This window comes from Pseudomonas sp. RP-B7 (assembly GCF_059803535.1).
Map to the genome: position 1 here is coordinate 172,747 of NZ_JAPFHC010000004.1, position 17,631 is coordinate 190,377.

General features: G+C 61.9%; 17 protein-coding genes. 11 read left to right on the forward strand and 6 right to left on the reverse strand.

Features of this window, described 5'->3' with window-relative positions; translation table 11 throughout:
- Positions 1–40 precede the first annotated feature (40 nt).
- The gene (locus tag OPU96_RS06585; RefSeq protein ID WP_226456421.1) at positions 41–1,270 is read right to left on the reverse strand and encodes an acyl-CoA dehydrogenase; all 1,230 of its coding nucleotides are present in this window, start codon (positions 1,268–1,270) and stop codon (positions 41–43) included.
- Positions 1,271–1,421: 151 nt separating this feature from the next.
- Here OPU96_RS06585 and OPU96_RS06590 point away from each other — a divergent pair, with 151 nt between their 5' ends.
- The 3 genes from OPU96_RS06590 (at position 1,422) to OPU96_RS06600 (ending at position 3,771) form a co-directional block, all read left to right on the forward strand.
- Positions 1,422–2,357: a LysR family transcriptional regulator gene (locus OPU96_RS06590; protein WP_192296618.1), complete on the forward strand. Its 936-nt coding sequence runs from the start codon at positions 1,422–1,424 to the stop codon at positions 2,355–2,357.
- A 105-nt stretch (positions 2,358–2,462) separates the two neighbouring features.
- Positions 2,463–2,855, forward strand: a complete 393-nt coding sequence (locus tag OPU96_RS06595; RefSeq protein WP_017737716.1) for a MerR family transcriptional regulator — start codon at positions 2,463–2,465, stop codon at positions 2,853–2,855.
- Between the two features lie 16 nt (positions 2,856–2,871).
- Complete coding sequence (locus OPU96_RS06600; protein WP_305391125.1) at positions 2,872–3,771, forward strand: hydroxymethylglutaryl-CoA lyase; 900 nt, start codon at positions 2,872–2,874, stop codon at positions 3,769–3,771.
- Positions 3,772–4,443: 672 nt separating this feature from the next.
- Here OPU96_RS06600 and OPU96_RS06605 read toward each other — a convergent pair.
- On the reverse strand, positions 4,444–6,087 hold the full coding sequence (locus OPU96_RS06605) for an AMP-binding protein (protein WP_498558873.1): 1,644 nt from the start codon (positions 6,085–6,087) through the stop codon (positions 4,444–4,446).
- Positions 6,088–6,239: 152 nt separating this feature from the next.
- Between OPU96_RS06605 and OPU96_RS06610 the strand changes: the two genes are divergently transcribed.
- Genes OPU96_RS06610 through OPU96_RS06625 form a run of 4 tightly spaced genes read left to right on the forward strand, consistent with a single transcriptional unit; the run spans position 6,240 to position 11,765 of the window.
- Positions 6,240–7,403, forward strand: coding sequence for an isovaleryl-CoA dehydrogenase (locus OPU96_RS06610; protein ID WP_226456424.1), 1,164 nt, complete (start codon positions 6,240–6,242; stop codon positions 7,401–7,403).
- Between the two features lie 11 nt (positions 7,404–7,414).
- A complete protein-coding gene (locus tag OPU96_RS06615; protein WP_498558874.1) occupies positions 7,415–9,022 on the forward strand; it encodes a carboxyl transferase domain-containing protein in 1,608 nt (535 codons plus the stop codon).
- A 14-nt stretch (positions 9,023–9,036) separates the two neighbouring features.
- Entirely contained in the window at positions 9,037–9,843 is an 807-nt protein-coding gene (locus OPU96_RS06620; protein WP_192296623.1) for a gamma-carboxygeranoyl-CoA hydratase, read from the forward strand.
- Positions 9,840–11,765, forward strand: a complete 1,926-nt coding sequence (locus tag OPU96_RS06625; RefSeq protein WP_498558875.1) for an acetyl/propionyl/methylcrotonyl-CoA carboxylase subunit alpha — start codon at positions 9,840–9,842, stop codon at positions 11,763–11,765. The genes OPU96_RS06620 and OPU96_RS06625 overlap by 4 nt, the downstream gene beginning before the upstream one ends.
- Here OPU96_RS06625 and OPU96_RS06630 read toward each other — a convergent pair.
- On the reverse strand, positions 11,762–12,397 hold the full coding sequence (locus OPU96_RS06630; RefSeq protein WP_192296625.1) for a LexA family protein: 636 nt from the start codon (positions 12,395–12,397) through the stop codon (positions 11,762–11,764). The genes OPU96_RS06625 and OPU96_RS06630 overlap by 4 nt on opposite strands.
- Before the next feature lie 131 nt (positions 12,398–12,528).
- On the opposite strand from OPU96_RS06630, the gene OPU96_RS06635 reads away from it, so the two are divergent.
- Positions 12,529–12,879 (forward strand): DUF6124 family protein, encoded by a 351-nt coding sequence (locus tag OPU96_RS06635; protein WP_498558876.1) that lies wholly within the window; start codon positions 12,529–12,531, stop codon positions 12,877–12,879.
- Between the two features lie 152 nt (positions 12,880–13,031).
- Here the strand turns inward: OPU96_RS06635 and OPU96_RS06640 are convergent, their stop codons facing one another.
- On the reverse strand, positions 13,032–13,244 hold the full coding sequence (locus tag OPU96_RS06640) for a hypothetical protein (RefSeq protein ID WP_192296627.1): 213 nt from the start codon (positions 13,242–13,244) through the stop codon (positions 13,032–13,034).
- A 102-nt stretch (positions 13,245–13,346) separates the two neighbouring features.
- On the opposite strand from OPU96_RS06640, the gene OPU96_RS06645 reads away from it, so the two are divergent.
- The gene (locus OPU96_RS06645) at positions 13,347–14,498 is read left to right on the forward strand and encodes a M14 family metallopeptidase (protein WP_498558877.1); all 1,152 of its coding nucleotides are present in this window, start codon (positions 13,347–13,349) and stop codon (positions 14,496–14,498) included.
- Here the strand turns inward: OPU96_RS06645 and OPU96_RS06650 are convergent.
- The gene (locus OPU96_RS06650) at positions 14,482–15,027 is read right to left on the reverse strand and encodes a cytochrome b (RefSeq protein ID WP_498558878.1); all 546 of its coding nucleotides are present in this window, start codon (positions 15,025–15,027) and stop codon (positions 14,482–14,484) included. The two genes, OPU96_RS06645 and OPU96_RS06650, sit on opposite strands and share 17 nt — an antisense overlap.
- On the reverse strand, positions 15,024–16,106 hold the full coding sequence (locus tag OPU96_RS06655) for a catalase family peroxidase (protein WP_305391131.1): 1,083 nt from the start codon (positions 16,104–16,106) through the stop codon (positions 15,024–15,026). Before OPU96_RS06655 ends, OPU96_RS06650 begins: the two co-directional genes overlap by 4 nt.
- 171 nt (positions 16,107–16,277) lie before the next feature.
- Here OPU96_RS06655 and OPU96_RS06660 point away from each other — a divergent pair, with 171 nt between their 5' ends.
- Positions 16,278–16,784 carry a sigma-70 family RNA polymerase sigma factor gene (locus OPU96_RS06660; RefSeq protein WP_498558897.1) on the forward strand — a complete coding sequence of 169 codons (507 nt, stop codon included), beginning with the start codon at positions 16,278–16,280 and terminating at the stop codon, positions 16,782–16,784.
- Positions 16,781–17,518, forward strand: coding sequence for an anti-sigma factor family protein (locus OPU96_RS06665; protein ID WP_226456429.1), 738 nt, complete (start codon positions 16,781–16,783; stop codon positions 17,516–17,518). The genes OPU96_RS06660 and OPU96_RS06665 overlap by 4 nt, the downstream gene beginning before the upstream one ends.
- The last annotated feature ends 113 nt before the right edge of the window (positions 17,519–17,631 follow it).

Here is a 17,631-nt window from a genome sequence, read left to right on the forward strand (position 1 = left end):
GGAGCGGGCTTGCTCGCGAATGCAGGCGACTCGGTCCTTCTTACTGCCCGCTGCGCATCAACTCCCGGGGCACATACTTGCCAATCTCGAACTTGCCAATCGCCGCCCGGTGCACTTCATCCGGCCCATCGGCCAGGCGCAGGGTGCGTTGCATGGCGTACATGTAGGCCAGCGGGAAGTCGTTGGACACCCCCGCACCGCCATGGATCTGGATCGCGCGGTCGATCACCTTCAACGCCACGTTCGGCGCCACCACCTTGATCTGGGCGATTTCGCTTTTCGCCACTTTGTTGCCCACGGTGTCCATCATGTACGCCGCCTTCAAGGTCAGCAGGCGTGCCATGTCGATCTCCATGCGTGAGTCGGCAATCTTGTCGATATTGCCGCCCAGGCGCGCCAATGGCTTGCCGAACGCGGTGCGGCTGACCGAGCGTTTGCACATCAATTCCAATGCGCGCTCGGCCATGCCAATGGAGCGCATGCAGTGGTGGATACGGCCTGGGCCAAGGCGGCCTTGGGCGATTTCGAAGCCGCGACCTTCGCCGAGCAGGACGTTTTCGTACGGAACCCGCACGTTGTCGAACAGCACTTCGGCGTGGCCGTGGGGCGCGTCGTCGTAGCCGAATACCGGCAGCGGGCGCACGATCTTCACGCCAGGGGTGTCCACCGGCACCAGGATCATCGAATGCTGCTGGTGGCGCGGTGCGTCGGGGTTGCTCAAGCCCATGAAGATCAGGATCTTGCAGCGCGGATCACAGGCGCCGGAGGTCCACCATTTCTTACCGTTGATCACCCATTGGTCGCCCTGGCGCTCGGCGCGGGCGGCCATGTTGGTGGCGTCGGATGAGGCTACGTCCGGTTCGGTCATGGCGAAGGCCGAACGGATCTCACCGCGCAGCAGGGGTTGCAGCCAGCGTTGTTTCTGCTCTTCGTTGGCGTAGCGCACCAGCACTTCCATGTTGCCGGTGTCGGGGGCGGAGCAGTTGAACGGCTCCGGGCCCAGCAGGGAGCGGCCCATGATTTCGGCCAATGGCGCGTATTCGAGGTTGGTCAGGCCGGCACCCAGCTCGGATTCCGGCAGGAACAGGTTCCACAGGCCTTCGGCTTTGGCCTTGGCTTTCAGCTCTTCCATGATCGCGGTGGGCTGCCAGCGGTCGCCTTCGCTGACCTGGCGTTCGAACACCGGCTCGGCGGGGTAAACGTATGCATCCATAAACGCAGTGACGCGTTCACGCAGTTCCTGAACCTTGGGCGAATAGGCGAAATCCATGAGCAGCTCCCTTCTCTGAGAGGTTGTTTAGGTCATGCAATCGATGCTAGAACAGCGTTGATAATTTACCTAGCCTATTCTCGGCGTGTATTAACATTCATCACCGATATATGATCGACGTATGACCACCTAACAATAAGAGCGCAACGAAATGAATCTGAGCAAGGTCGACCTCAACCTCTTTATCGTCTTCGACGCGATCTACACCGAAGCCAACCTGACCCGCGCCGGGCAGATCGTGGGCATCACCCAGCCAGCGGTGTCCAACGCCCTGGCGCGTCTGCGCGAGACCTTCAACGACCCGCTGTTCGTGCGCACCGCCCAGGGCATGGTGCCCACACCGATGGCACAGAACATCATCGGCCCGGTGCGCAATGCGCTGTCGTTGTTGCGGGTGTCGGTGCAGGAAAGCCGCATCTTCAACCCGCAGCAAGCGGCCAAGACCTACCGCATCAGCATGACCGACCTCACCGAAGCGGTGATTTTGCCGCCGCTGTTCCAGCGCCTGCGCCGCCTGGCACCCACGGTGGTGATCGAGAGTTTCCTGTCCAAACGCCGCGAAACCACCAAGGAGCTGGCTGCCGGGCGCCTGGATTTCGCCGTGGACGCGCCACTCAACACCGACCCCCAGGTGCGCCACGTCAAGCTGATGGAAGACCGCTACGTGTGCGCGATGCGCAAGGGCCACCCGCTGGCGGGCAAGGACAAGCTGACCCTGGATGATTACCTGGGGCTGACCCACATTCATATCTCCAGCCGCCGCAACGGTTTGGGCCATGTGGACCTGGCACTGGGCAAGATGGGCTTGCAACGCAAGATCGCCCTGCGTTCCCAGCATTATTTGATGGCGTCGCAGGTGTTGCAGCAGACCGACATGGTCATGACCGTGCCCGAACGCTTCGCTCGCCGTCATGAATTGCACTGGTTCAACCTGCCGGTGAACGACGTGCCGCCGGTGGAAACCCATCTTTACTGGCACGAAAGCACCGACCAGGACCCGGCGAACCGCTGGATGCGCGAGCAGATGATCGAGTTGTGCCAGCAAGTGACGGCGCACGAAAAGAAATTGGATGGCAAGCAGGCTTGAGTGGCTTTTTTGTGGCAAGCGCTCTTGCTACGGACGGCGACCTGCTTGACGTTAACGTCAAGCAGCCATTAGCTTAGCGCCCAAGACTTCTTCCTGGGCACTGCCATGAGTACCACCTACAGCATCTCCGACCTCGCCCGCGAGCTCGACATCACCACCCGCGCCATTCGCTTCTATGAAGAACAAGGCCTGCTGGCCCCGGAACGCCGGGGCCAGGAGCGCATCTACTCGGCGCGGGACAAGGTCAGCCTCAAGCTGATCCTGCGTGGCAAGCGTATCGGTTTTTCCCTGGCCGAATGCCGCGAACTGATCGAACTCTACGACCCCACCAGCGGCAACCACATCCAGCTCAACAGCATGCTCAGCAAGATCGCCGAGCGCCGTGAGCAGTTGGAGCAGCAACTGCTGGACATCGAACAGATGAAACTGGAACTGGACACCGCCGAAGAGCGTTGCACCCAGGCCCTGGCCCACACCATGAGCCAGGTTGGCCATTGATCAGAAGGTAACTGCCATGTCCCTCCCCTCCCATGTGCGCCTGGTGGAAGTCGGCCCGCGCGACGGTTTGCAGAATGAAGCCCAGCCGATCAGCGTGGCCGACAAGGTCCAACTGGTGGACGCATTAAGCGCCGCAGGCTTGAGCTATATCGAAGTCGGCAGCTTTGTCTCGCCCAAATGGGTGCCGCAGATGGCCGGGTCGGCCGAGGTGTTCGCACAGATCCAGCGCAAGCCCGGCGTAACCTACGGCGCGCTCGCGCCGAACCTGCGTGGTTTTGACGATGCGCTGGCCGCGGGGGTGAAGGAAGTCGCAGTGTTCGCGGCGGCATCCGAGGCGTTTTCCCAGCGCAATATCAACTGTTCCATCAGCGAGAGCCTGGAACGTTTCGCGCCGATCATGGCCGCGGCCAAACAGCACGGCATCAGCGTGCGTGGTTATGTGTCGTGCGTGCTGGGCTGCCCTTACGAGGGCGAGATTGCGCCGGAGCAAGTCGCCGCGGTCGCACGGGAGTTGTATGCCATGGGCTGCTACGAGGTGTCCCTGGGCGACACCATCGGCACCGGCACGGCGGGGGCCACGCGGCGATTGTTCGAGGTGGTCGGCGCGCAGGTGCCACGGGACAAGCTGGCCGGGCATTTCCATGACACCTATGGGCAGGCCATCGCGAACATCTACGCCAGCCTGCTGGAAGGGATCCATGTGTTCGACAGCTCTATCGCGGGCCTCGGTGGCTGCCCCTATGCCAAGGGCGCCAGTGGTAACGTCGCCACCGAAGATGTGCTGTACCTGCTCAACGGCCTGGGTATCGACACCGGTATCGACCTGCAGGCGTTGATTCGCGCGGGTGAGCAAATCAGCCACGTGCTGGGTCGGCCGACGGGGTCGCGAGTAGCCAAGGCGCGTAGGGCCAGTTGAGTAGCATAGCCGTGACAATGTGTTACCGCACGACTACACATCGAGTAACACGGGAACATATTTTGTCGCATTAGCCGTAGGCTGTTGCCCACACAAAAACCAAGTAATTGATTTTAAAGGATTTTTAAAAGTTGGCACGGCTCCTGCTATCTCTATGGCATAACAAGAATAAAAAGCGCCAAACCTAATAAAAATAAGACGAAACGACTCTGACATAACAAAAACAACACGGCAGAGACGCAGCTAACAGATTTTTTTGGAGAAGATGTGCTTCGCAGGGAACGGCATCGCCGAAACCCGCGACCAGTAGAGAACAATAAAACTACCTTCAGGTAGCTACCCACTGGTTGGATCGCGTACGAAGAAGCAGATCAGCGCTCAAAAAAATACGTTTGCTCTTGACCCCGGATGGGGGTCGCCAAAAACAGCGGTAAAGGGTAACGGTTACCAAAAACAACAATAGACCGCCCCTCAATAATAAAAAAAGAGCACGTAACGACAAATTAAAGGGGACCTTTGGGTCCCCTTTGTGCTTTCTGCGATTCAGCGATTTGCCTGACACCGCGCTATTCAAAATGTGGGAGCGGGCTTGCCCGCGAAAGCGGCGGATCAGGCAACACACCTGTAACTGACAGACCGCTATCGCAGGCAAGCCAGCTCCCACATTGAGCCTCACTGTGACGGGGGCTGCATGCGCAACTCTTGCATCGAAATCTCGCGCATCCGGAATTTCTGGATCTTGCCCGTCACCGTCATCGGAAACTCATCCACGAATTTGAAATGCCTGGGCGTCTTGAAGTGCGCAATGCGGCCCTTGCACCAGGTTTGCAGCTCCAGCGCGTTGGCCACATAGCCGGGATGAAACTTGACCCAGGCGACGATCTCTTCACCGTATCGCTCGTCGGGAATGCCGATGACCTGCACGTCTGCCACCGCCGGATGGGTGAAGAAAAACTCCTCAAGCTCACGCGGGTACACGTTCTCTCCGCCACGAATGATCATGTCCTTGTTGCGCCCGGCGATGCACACGTAGCCGTGGGCGTCCATGCTTGCCAGGTCGCCGGTGTGCATCCAGCCAGCGTCGTCGATCGCTTCGCGGGTGGCGTCGGGATTATGCCAGTAGCCGAGCATGACGCTGTAGCCACGGGTGCAGAGTTCGCCGATCTCACCGCGCGCAACCGTGTTGCCGTCGGCGTCGATGATCTTGCTTTCCAGTTGCGGCTGGGTGCGGCCAACCGTGGTCACGCGGCGCTCCAGGTCGTCATCCGCACCGGTTTGCAAAGACACCGGGCTGGTTTCAGTCATGCCGTAGGCTATCTGCACCTCGCTCATGTGCATCTCGCTGATCACCCGGCGCATCACTTCGATGGGGCAGGTGGCGCCGGCCATGATGCCGGTGCGCAGGGTGGACAGATCAAAGTCGCCAAGCTGCGGATGATCGAGCATGGCGATGAACATGGTGGGCACGCCATACAAGCCGGTGGCACGTTCTTCGGCGACGGCAGTCAGGGTCAACAGCGGGTCGAAGCCATCATTCGGGTAGATCATGGTGGTGCCATGGGTGATGCAGCCCAGGTTGCCCATGACCATGCCGAAACAGTGATACAGCGGCACAGGGATCACCAGGCGATCCTGCGCGCTCAGGCCCAGGCTTTCGCCGACCATGTAGCCATTATTGAGGATGTTGTGGTGACTGAGGGTGGCACCCTTGGGAAAGCCGGTGGTGCCGGAGGTGTACTGGATATTCACGGCCTGATCGAAGCGCAGGCTGGCCTGGCGGGAGTGCAACTGTTCGGGCGGGATACCTGCCCCGAGCGCCGCCAACTGCGACCACGGCAGGAATCCCGACGGCGGGCTGGGGTCGAGACTGATCATGCCACGCAGGTCCGGCTTCAAAGCCTGCAGCATCCCGTGGTAATCGGAGGTCTTGAACGCCCCGGCGCACACCAGCCACTGACAGCCGGATTGCTTGAGCACGTATTCCAACTCGCTACTGCGATAGGCCGGGTTGATGTTGACCAGGATCACGCCCAGCTTGGCGCTGGCGATCTGGCTGATGCACCACTCGGCGCAATTGGGCGCCCAGATCCCCAGGCGGTCGCCGGTTTGCATGCCCAGGGCGAGGAAGGCCCGGGCGTGCAGGTCAACGGTTTCAGCGAGTTGGCGCCAGGTGTAGCGACGTTGTTGATGGCGCACTACCAGGGCTTCGCCATCGGGAAACTGTGCAGCGGTTTGATCAAAGGCCTGGCCAATCGTCATGGCCAGCAAGGTCTTGTCCTGAGAACCGCGGCTGTAGCTCGGATTCGGTTGTTCCATAACGACCCCTATTGTCTTTTTTGTTAGGTTGACGTTTACGTAAACTACGATTGACAGCGCCTTAACGCAAGCTTACGTTAACGTAAAGGTGAGCGCCCTCCTCCCGGCGTTGAACCCACACAAAAACAACGCTCACATTAAGGTGCCTGTCCATGAGTTACCCGTCCCTGAACTTCGCCCTCGGCGAAACCATCGACATGCTGCGCGACCAGGTGCAGTCCTTCGTCGCCAAGGAAATCGCCCCCCGCGCGGCACAAATCGACAGTGACAACCTGTTCCCCGCCGACCTGTGGCGCAAGTTCGGCGACATGGGCCTGCTTGGCATCACCGTCCCGGAAGAATACGGCGGCGCTGGGCTGGGCTATCTGGCCCACGTGGTGGCCATGGAAGAGATCAGCCGCGGCTCGGCGTCGGTGGCGTTGTCCTACGGCGCCCATTCCAACCTGTGTGTGAACCAGATCAACCGCAACGGCAATCACGCGCAGAAACTCAAGTACCTGCCCCAACTGATCAGCGGCGAACACGTTGGCGCCCTGGCCATGAGCGAACCGAACGCCGGCTCCGACGTGGTCTCGATGAAACTGCGCGCCGACAAGCGCGGCGACCACTATGTACTCAACGGCAGCAAGACCTGGATCACCAACGGCCCCGACGCCAACACCTACGTGATCTACGCCAAGACCGACCTGGAAAAGGGTCCCCACGGCATCACCGCATTTATCGTCGAGCGCGACTGGAAGGGTTTCAGCCGCAGCAACAAATTCGACAAGCTGGGCATGCGCGGCTCCAACACCTGCGAGCTGTTTTTCGATGACGTCGCGGTGCCCGAGGAAAACATCCTCGGCGTACTCAACGGCGGCGTGAAAGTGCTGATGAGCGGCCTGGACTACGAACGCGTGGTGCTGTCCGGCGGCCCCACCGGGATCATGCAAGCGTGCATGGACCTGATCGTGCCCTACATCCACGACCGCAAGCAGTTCGGCCAGAGCATCGGTGAATTCCAGCTGATCCAGGGCAAGGTCGCCGACATGTACACCCAACTCAATGCCAGCCGTGCCTACCTCTATGCCGTGGCCCAGGCCTGCGAGCGCGGCGAGACCACGCGCAAGGACGCCGCCGGCGTGATCCTCTACAGCGCCGAACGCGCCACGCAGATGGCCCTCGACGCGATCCAGATCCTGGGTGGCAACGGCTACATCAACGAATTCCCCGCCGGCCGCCTGCTGCGCGACGCCAAGCTGTACGAAATCGGCGCCGGCACCAGTGAGATCCGCCGGATGCTGATCGGCCGCGAACTGTTCAACGAAACCCGCTGAGGGAGCGCGCCATGGCCACCTTGCATACCCAGCTCAACCCGCGCTCGGCGGAATTTGCCGCCAATAACGCGGCGATGCGCCAGCATGTCGATGCCCTGCACACCCTGCTCGCCCACGTCAGACAAGGCGGCGGCGCACAAGCCCAGGAGCGGCACACCTCACGCGGCAAACTGCTGCCGCGCGAGCGCATCAACCGCCTGCTCGACCCAGGCTCGCCCTTCCTCGAACTCAGCCAACTCGCCGCCCATCAGGTGTATGGCGAGGACGTACCCGCCGCCGGCGTGATTGCCGGGATCGGCCGCGTAGAGGGCGTCGAATGCATGATCGTCGCCAACGATGCCACGGTGAAAGGCGGCTCCTACTACCCGCTCACGGTGAAAAAACACCTGCGCGCCCAAACCATCGCCGAGCAGAACCGCCTGCCGTGCATCTACTTGGTGGACTCCGGCGGCGCCAACCTGCCGCGTCAGGATGAAGTGTTCCCTGACCGCGAGCACTTCGGGCGGATCTTCTTCAACCAGGCCAACATGAGCGCCCAGGGCATCCCGCAGATCGCCGTGGTGATGGGCTCTTGCACCGCCGGCGGCGCGTATGTGCCGGCCATGGCAGACGAAGCGATCATGGTGCGCCAGCAAGCCACTATCTTTCTCGCCGGCCCTCCCTTGGTAAAGGCCGCCACGGGTGAAGTGGTGAGTGCCGAAGACCTCGGCGGCGCCGATGTGCACTGCAAGATTTCCGGGGTGGCCGACCACTACGCCGACAACGACGAACACGCCCTTGCGCTGGCCCGGCGCAGCGTGGCCAACCTCAACTGGCGCAAACAGGGCGAATTGCTGCAACGCACGCCCGTAGCGCCGTTGTACAGCGGCGAGGAGCTGTATGGCGTGATCCCCGCCGATGCCAAGCAGCCGTTCGACGTGCGCGAAGTGATCGCACGGCTGGTGGATGGCTCGGTGTTCGATGAGTTCAAGGCGCTGTTCGGCACCACCCTGGTGTGCGGCTTTGCGCACCTGCACGGCTACCCGATAGCGATCCTGGCGAACAACGGCATCCTGTTCGCCGAAGCCGCGCAAAAAGGCGCGCACTTTATCGAGCTGGCCTGCCAGCGCGGCATTCCTCTGCTGTTTTTGCAGAACATCACCGGTTTCATGGTTGGCCAGAAATACGAAGCCGGCGGCATCGCCAAGCACGGCGCCAAGCTGGTCACGGCGGTGGCCTGCGCCAAGGTGCCGAAGTTCACGGTAATCATCGGCGGCAGCTTTGGTGCAGGTAACTACGGCATGTGCGGCCGCGCGTATGACCCACGGTTCTTGTGGATGTGGCCGAACGCCCGCATTGGCGTGATGGGCGCCGAACAGGCCGCCGGGGTGCTGGTGCAGGTCAAGCGCGAGCAGGCCGAACGGGCCGGCAACGCCTTCAGTGCCGAGGAAGAACGAGCGATCAAGCAGCCGATCCTCGACCAGTATGAAACCCAGGGCCACCCCTACTATTCCAGCGCACGCCTGTGGGACGACGGTGTCATCGACCCGTTGCAAACCCGCGACGTGCTGGCCCTGGCCCTCTCTGCTGCGTTGAATGCCCCCATCGAGCCGAGCCGCTTCGGCGTGTTCCGCATGTAAATGGAGCTGTACCCATGAGCGATTTCAATACCCTCGAACTGATCACCGACAGCCGTGGTTTCGCCACGCTGTGGCTCAGTCGTGAAGCCAAGAACAACGCGTTCAACGCCGAGATGATCCGCGAACTGATCATCGCCCTCGACCGGGTACAGGGCGATCCAACCCTGCGCTTCCTGGTGTTGCGCGGGCGCGGCAGGCATTTCAGCGCAGGCGCCGACCTGGCCTGGATGCAGCAGTCAGCCGAACTGGATTACCACACCAACCTGGACGACGCCCGCGAACTGGCGGAGCTGATGTACAACCTGGCCAAGCTGAAGATCCCGACCCTGGCGGTGGTGCAAGGCGCGGCCTACGGCGGCGCGCTGGGCTTGATCAGTTGCTGCGACATGGCGATTGGCGCCGATGATGCGCAGTTCTGCCTGTCGGAAGTGCGCATCGGTCTGGCCCCCGCGGTGATCAGCCCATTCGTGGTCCAGGCCATCGGCGAACGTGCGGCGCGGCGCTACGCCCTCACGGCCGAACGCTTTGGCGGCCAGCGCGCGCGGGAAATTGGCCTGCTGGCGGAAAGTTATCCGGTTGCCGACCTCGACCTGCATGTCGAACTGTGGATCACCAATCTGTTGCAAAACAGCCCGGCGGCAATGCGCGCCAGCAAGGATTTGCTGCGTGAAGTGGGCAACGGCGCCCTCACCCCGGCGTTGCGGCGCTATTGCGAAAATGCCATCGCACGGATTCGCGTGAGTGCCGAGGGCCAGGAAGGCTTGCGTGCCTTCCTGCAAAAACGTCCGCCCAGCTGGCAAGCACAGGAGCCGCGTCCATGAGTCCATTGACCACCGTACTAGTGGCCAATCGCGGTGAAATTGCCTGCCGCGTCATGCGTACCGCCAAGGCCATGGGTCTGACCACCGTGGCCGTGCACAGCGCCACCGACCGCGATGCGCGGCATAGTCGCGAGGCGGATATTCGGGTCGACCTGGGCGGCAGCAAGGCCACCGAGAGTTACCTGCAGATCGACAAACTGATCGCCGCCGCCCAGGCCAGCGGCGCCCAGGCGATTCATCCGGGCTATGGCTTCTTGTCGGAAAACGCCGCATTTGCCCGTGCGATTGAGGCCGCAGGCCTGATCTTTCTCGGCCCGCCCGCCTCGGCCATTGATGCGATGGGTAGCAAATCCGCCGCCAAGGCGCTGATGGAAACCGCCGGCGTGCCGCTGGTGCCGGGCTATCACGGCGCCGCCCAGGACCTGGAGACCTTCCGCGACGCGTGCGAGCGCATCGGCTATCCGGTATTGCTCAAGGCCACTGCCGGCGGTGGCGGCAAGGGCATGAAAGTGGTCGAGGACGTCAGCGGGCTCGCCGACGCCCTCGCCTCCGCACAGCGGGAGGCCTTGTCGTCGTTCGGCAATGGGCAGATGTTGGTCGAGAAATACCTGCTCAAGCCACGCCATGTGGAGATCCAGGTGTTTGCCGATCAGCATGGGCATTGCCTGTACCTCAACGAGCGCGACTGCTCGATCCAGCGACGCCATCAAAAGGTCGTCGAGGAAGCCCCGGCGCCGGGCCTGAGTGTTGAACAGCGCAAGGCCATGGGCGAAGCGGCGGTGCGTGCGGCCCAGGCCATCGGTTACGTGGGGGCTGGCACCGTGGAGTTTCTGCTGGATGCGCGCGGCGAGTTCTTCTTCATGGAGATGAACACGCGCCTGCAAGTGGAACATCCGGTGACCGAAGCGATCACCGGCCTCGATCTGGTGGCCTGGCAGATTCGCGTCGCCCAGGGCGAAGCGCTGCCCATCACCCAGGAACAGGTGCCGCTGATCGGGCATGCCATTGAAGTGCGGCTGTATGCCGAAGACCCGGCCAATGATTTCCTGCCGGCCACCGGCCACCTGGCGCTGTACCGCGAATCCGCACCAGGCCCTGGGCGCCGGGTAGACAGCGGCGTCGCCCAAGGCGACAGCGTGTCGCCGTTCTACGATCCGATGCTCGGCAAGCTGATTGCCTGGGGCGAAGACCGTGAACAGGCGCGCCTGCGCTTGTTGAGCATGCTCGATGAATTTGCCGTCGGCGGGCTCAAGACCAACCTGGGCTTTTTGCGACGCATCATCGGCCATCCGGCGTTTGCCGCGGCGCAGTTGGATACCGGGTTTATCCCGCGTTATCAGGATGCACTGCTACCGGAGCCAGGCGAGTTGAGCGATGCATTCTGGCAGGCGGCCGGCGCGGCCTTCATGCAGAGCCTGCCCAAGGCTGATGGGCCGTGGGCCGACACTCGCGGCTTTCGTGCCGGGCTGCCAGCCGAGGTCTCCCTGCATTTGAGCTGCAATGGCCAGGATCGGCTGGTGACACTGTCGACAGACGCGCCGCAGTTAAGCGGCGAACAGTTGCTGATCGAACACCAGGGCGTGCGTCGCGCCCATCTGGCCGTACGCAGCGCCGACACCCTGTACCTGCGCTGGGACGGCCAGATGCATGCGGTCAGCCTGTTTGACCCGATTGCGGCGGTCGAAGCCGGTCAATCGCACCAGGGCGGCCTCACGGCGCCGATGAACGGAAGTATCGTGCGGGTGCTGGTCGAGGTCGGCCAAACCGTCGAGGCTGGCACGCAATTGGTGGTGCTGGAGGCGATGAAGATGGAACACAGCATCCGCGCGCCCCAGGCCGGGGTGATCAAGGCACTGTTCTGCGAAGAAGGCGAAATGGTTGCCGAAGGTTGCGCGCTGGTGGAGCTCGCCACGGCGGACTAAAACTTCACCGTGGCCTGCACCACCACGCCCAGGATGCGGCAATCCGCGCTGAACAGCTGCTTGGGATAGGTGGGATTGAGCGGCACCAGGTACAACTGGCCGCTCTCTTGCACCAACTGGCGGAAGGTGGCCTGGGGGCTGTCGGCCCATTGTGCGACCACCAGCTTGCCCGGTTCGGCGGTGATGGCCGGGTCCACCAGGATCAGCATGCCCGCGCTGATGCTCAAGCCGCTGGGCGCGGTCATGGCATCGCCCGTGACCGGCAGCCAGAAGGCGGCGCCCCGGGCGTGGTAATCCGTCGGTTCGAAGCGTGGCGCGGCATAGGTCCCGCGCTCCTCGCGCACTTCACACAGGCCTTTCCAATCGCTGACCGGGTAGCGGAAATACGGGTTGTACTTGCCGGTCGCGGCCGGTGCTTCAGCGCTGCGTTCGCGAATGTGCAGCGTCACCTCCAGGTCACCCAGGCCCAGCTCGGCCAGCACCCGATTCATATCTGCCACGCGCGGCGTACGACGCTTCGTCAACCAGTGGCCGACGCCCCCCTGGCTCATGCCCAGGCGCTTGGCCAGTTCGGTTTGGGAGACCTTGGCGTCTTCCATGTTGGCTTTGACCAACGCTATCCATTTATCCATGGGGCCTGAGCATACGGCAGGCATATTCCAGGGCAATAAACAGTTTGTAGTAATCCATAAAACGACATAAATACGATACGTACTATCATCGGACATAAGGTTTTCGCCCCCCACACGGAGTACCGCCCCTTATGACGACAAGCCTGTATTCACTGCCCGACACAACCGAAACCGACGACCCGCTGGACATGCACAGCAGCGGCGCCGCCCAGCGCGCGCTGGACTATTACTTGAAAGAAGATATGTCGACATCGATCCAGGACGACATCCTGTTCCGCGTCAAATCCGGCATCAGCCAGGAGGAAGCACTGGTGCATGCCTCGGATTTGTTGCGCAGTGCGGCCGCCACCGCGTATGAATCGGCGAACAGCCATCAAGGCAACCAGCGGGACCTGGCGTTTTCAGTGGTGTATTTGATTGATATGGCAAAGGCGATGGTGGAGCGGTCGTTGCAGGTGCCAGAAGCCCAGGCGAACGTTTAGCGGGCACGCGGGAAAAATATTTCTATCCCACGGATAAAAACATTTGACTTGCAAATGATAATGATTATTATTGGACCCAGCTGATCGCGAGATCAGTCGATAGACCAAGGGACCTTAGGTCGGACTCTTGGAATATCTCCTCATCAGGCTAATCACGGTTTTTGACCCGGCTCTTTGGCCGGGTCTTTTTTTTGCCAGTTTCCCTGGCATGGCTTCAGGCTAATGAAGACTGTGTGTTGCTTGATGGCGCGCATGGTAGCAAAAGACCATCGCGAAAAGAAAGCCGAACGAACGCCCTGCGTCGGATCTCTGCGAATTAGCGCTTGAGAATCAATCTCATAGATTCTAAGCTGCTGCGGCGTCATGGACGACGCCCCCCCTTCTCCATGCAACAATTTTGCATCAAGATTTTGCCCGACTCCTGTGTAAGATACCTGCCACAACACTCATACTCAGGCAATCAGACTATGACCGTGGCCTTGACCTCCATCCGGATCAGCACCGACTTCGACAGTGGCAATATCCAGGTGCTCGACGCCAGCGATTCCTATCAGTTGTTGCTCGCCATCAAACCCGACACCCGCAGCCCGCATTTCCAATGGTTCCACTTCAAGGCCGAAGGCATGCATGTGGGCCACACCCACACCTTCCGCCTGAGCAACGCGAGCCAGTCTTCCTATAAGCACGCGTGGAGCGGCTACAACGCCGTGGCGTCCTACGACCATATCAACTGGTTCCGCGTGCCCACGCGTTTTGATGGCGACCTCTTGCACATCAGCCTCGAAACCCGTGAGAAACACGCCTGGTTTGCCTATTTCGAACCCTACAGCCGTGAGCGCCACGACTGGCTGATCGAACAGGCCCTGACCCGTGCGGGCACCCAGTTGCTGGCCACCGGAAAAAGTGTCGAAGGCCGCGACATTCAGTTGCTGCGCCGTGGCAAAGGCGGCGAAGACCGACGCAAGGTGTGGATCATCGCCCAACAACATCCCGGCGAACACATGGCCGAATGGTTCATGGAAGGCATCATCGAACGCCTGCAACAGGACGGCGACATCGAGCTGAAAAAACTGCTGAAAGTCGCCGACCTGTACCTGGTGCCCAACATGAACCCTGACGGTGCATTCCACGGCCACTTGCGCACCAACGCCATGGGCCAGGACCTCAACCGAGCCTGGCAAAGCGCCAGCGAAGAACTCAGCCCGGAAGTCTTCTTCGTCCAGCAACAGATGGAGAAGTACGGCGTCGACCTGTTCCTCGACATCCACGGCGACGAAGAAATCCCCTACGTGTTCACCGCTGGCTGCGAAGGCAACCCAGGTTACACGCCGCGTATAGAAGCCTTGGAAAAACACTTTCGCAGTCACCTGAGCGCCCTGACCCGCGACTTCCAGACCACCCACGGCTACACCCGCGACCTGCCGGGCGAAGCCAACATGACCCTGGCCTGCAATGCCGTTGGGGAAAAGTACGACTGCCTGTCGCTGACCCTGGAAATGCCGTTCAAGGACAACGACGACGCGCCCAACCCGCACACTGGCTGGTCGGGCAAACGTTCGATGCAGTTGGGCAAAGATGTGTTGAGCACCGTCGCCGACATCGTCAGCGTTTTGCGCTGACGCCTGTCATGTTGCGCAGCACGCCATCGCGGCGGATCAGCCCGTGGAACAATGCCGCCGCCAGGTGCAACAGCACCGTCAGGAACAACAGGTAGGCGAGAAAGCCATGGGCCTTGCGCAGCACTGCGAACAACGGTGCATTTGCCGCCACCAGCGCGGGCAATTGCACCGAGCTGCCAAGCATCACCGGGTCGCCGGCGGCCGAGATCATCGCCCAGCCCAGCAGCGGCAACACCAGCATCAAGCCGTACAACATCCAGTGGGACGCCTTGGCTGCCAGCACTTGCCACATCGGCAAATCGGCAGGCAACGGCGGTTGGCGCGTGGAAAAGCGCACCACCAAACGCACGATCACCAGCGCCAGAATCGCTATCCCCAACGGCTTATGCAGATGGATCAACCACTCGTGCCGCTGCGACACTGACGCCGCCAGCCCCGCGCCGATAAACAGCATGGCGATGACCATCAGCGCCATCACCCAGTGCAGCAAGCGCGCCAATGGCGCAAAAAACCGCGGTTGGGCATTCATGGCTTCGACTCCTGAGGGGCACGGTGCAGCGGGCTGACTTCACCGGCACGGCGCAGATATGAACTGGCATACGCCGCCGAACGTGCGGCCAACAGCGGATCATTGGAGGCTTCGATACCGCTGGGCAAAATCAGCGGGTCGAAGTTGATGTCGCGACAATCGCCGTTCGCTTGCGGCTGGCTGCTCTGCAACACCAGCGTCCCGGCGTTCAGCACCTTGTGCGCGCCTGCCCAGGTCTTGCTCGCGTCGTCCAGCGGGTCGCCGGGGTTGGCCAGGGCCATGTTCAACTGCCAACGCAGGGGGCCAGCGCCTAGACGCTGCACCAGGTCCTGCTCAAGAAAATCAGGCCCCGCCGGCGCGGTATCACCCGCTGCATCCTGACTCAGCGGCACCATTGCCCAACGCACGGCCTGGCGCTTGCCATCGGCGTCCACCAGATAAAACGCATTGATCCCGTTGTAAGTTTCGGTCGCATAGCTGGCCGACGGCTTGGCCGTCTTGACCCACGCCAGAAACGCCGCCGTCTCCGGATGCGTGGCGAAAAATGCGGGCATGCTCGACGGGTTCGGCTTGCCGGTAGCCGGGTCCGGCGCGCCGGCCTTGAGCAGCGCGTAAAAAGCCTCGGGCGTACCCACCGGGAATACCGGCATGCTGTTCATCCCGGTGCGCCATTGCTGGCCGTTGGCCTGAGTGAATTGCACGGCAAAACTGCGGATCGGCACACTGCTGTCCGGCGCATACGGGTTGCCGCTGGGCAAGGCAAAACGGCCGATGACCGGAGTCTTGGCCGCACTGAATACCTGTGCGCTGGAATAGGCACGTGCCTCGGGGCTACTTTCGAAATAACCCGCAACGCATACGCCCTTGGCATGGTTACGCCGGAAACCCGGGTGCACACCGTTGTTGGTTTCCAAGGCATTCACCAAGGTTTTCGGACGCAGGCGTTGTGGGTCGAGCGTGCCGTTGACGTAGGCAAACGCCCCGGCCACCAGCGCGACCACAGCACCGATACCGGCGAGTCGCGCGATCAGGCTCGCCGTACTCAACGGGGGACGGGGTGGTGATGAGTGATCTACCATGAAGGAACTCCAGGGCCAGGGGCCTCAGGGGGGTGGAACATAAGGTCGGAGCATTAGGACGAACGCCAACCGCCTCTATTCCCTGGCCAATGACTTAATTTTCCGGCCCCGGGAATAACCGCCAACGCCGGACGTCTCTCTAGTCCCAGCGCAATGACCAGCCAGAACTCCATGCATGAACTCGACGCAGCGTTACGTGAACTCATCCCCAGGCTACGGCGCTTTGCCGTGTCCCTGACCCGTAACGCCAGCAGCGCCGACGATCTGGTGCAATCGACCCTAGAACGGGCGCTCACCCGCTGGGTCGGCAAGCGCAGCGAAGGCGATTTGCGTGCGTGGCTGTTTTCAATCCTCTACCGGCAGTTCCTCGACGCTCACCGGCGCACCCGACGCTATGCGCGCATGCTCGAATTGTTCACCGGCCGCGAGGATGCGCAGCCGTCGGTGGAACGCACGGTGATCGCCCAATCCACCCTGCAAGCCTTCGACCTGCTCAACACCGAGCAGCGGGCCCTGCTGCTGTGGGTCTCGGTCGAAGGCTTGAGCTACAAGGAAGTCGCCGACATCCTGGAGGTGCCCATCGGCACCGTGATGTCGCGTCTGTCCCGCGCGCGCCAAGCCTTGCGTCAACTCAGCGATGGCGAAATTGCCAGCCCTTCCCTGCGGATACTCAAATGATCAGCCTGCCCCCCAGCGAACGCGATTTGCATGCCTACGTCGACCACCAATTGGCGGACAGTGACCGGCGCCTCCTCGACACCTGGCTGGCCGCCCACCCCGACGTCGCGGCCCAGGTCCACGCCTGGCAGCAGGACGCACAATTGCTGCGCGCCGCACTCGGCGCAGGCCTGCAACAGCCGAGCAACCCCGCGCTGGACCCGGCGCTGATCCGCCAACGCCGCAAACGCCAGACCCGCCGACACTTCGCCACGGCAGCGCTGCTGTTGCTCGCCGTCAGCCTCGGCGGCATAGGCGGCTGGCAGGCCCGCGAAGCAACGCAAACGCCCCTGCTGCCCATGGCCGACGCCATGCAGGCGTATCGCTTGTTTGCCAGGGACGGCGTGCTGCCCGCCGACTATCACGTGCAGGACGGCGGCAGCATGCAAGCCTGGATCGACCGCTACTTCAGCCAAGCCAGCCGCCTGCCGGACTTGAGCGCAGCCGGCTACACAGCGGTCAGCGGGCGTTTGCTCACGACCGACCAAGGCGCGGCGGCGATGGTGTTGTATGAGGATCAACAAGGTCGGCGCATCAGCTTCTATATTCGCCCGCCGGGCCCGGACAACGGTTTCCTGCCCCGTGGCAGCCGCAGCGCCGATGGCTTGCAGGCCGAGTACTGGTCCGGCGGCGGCTACAACTATGCGATGGTCAGCCCAGAGGGCGAGCCCACCACGGCACTGTTGAAGTTCTAGAAGCCCCCGCCCGGAGTCATGTTGCGCAAGTCGATACCGGCCGGCGGCGGGAGCTGGCCATCTGCTTTTGCGATCGCTGGCCAGCGCATTTTGTATTGGTTAAATTGGCGCGC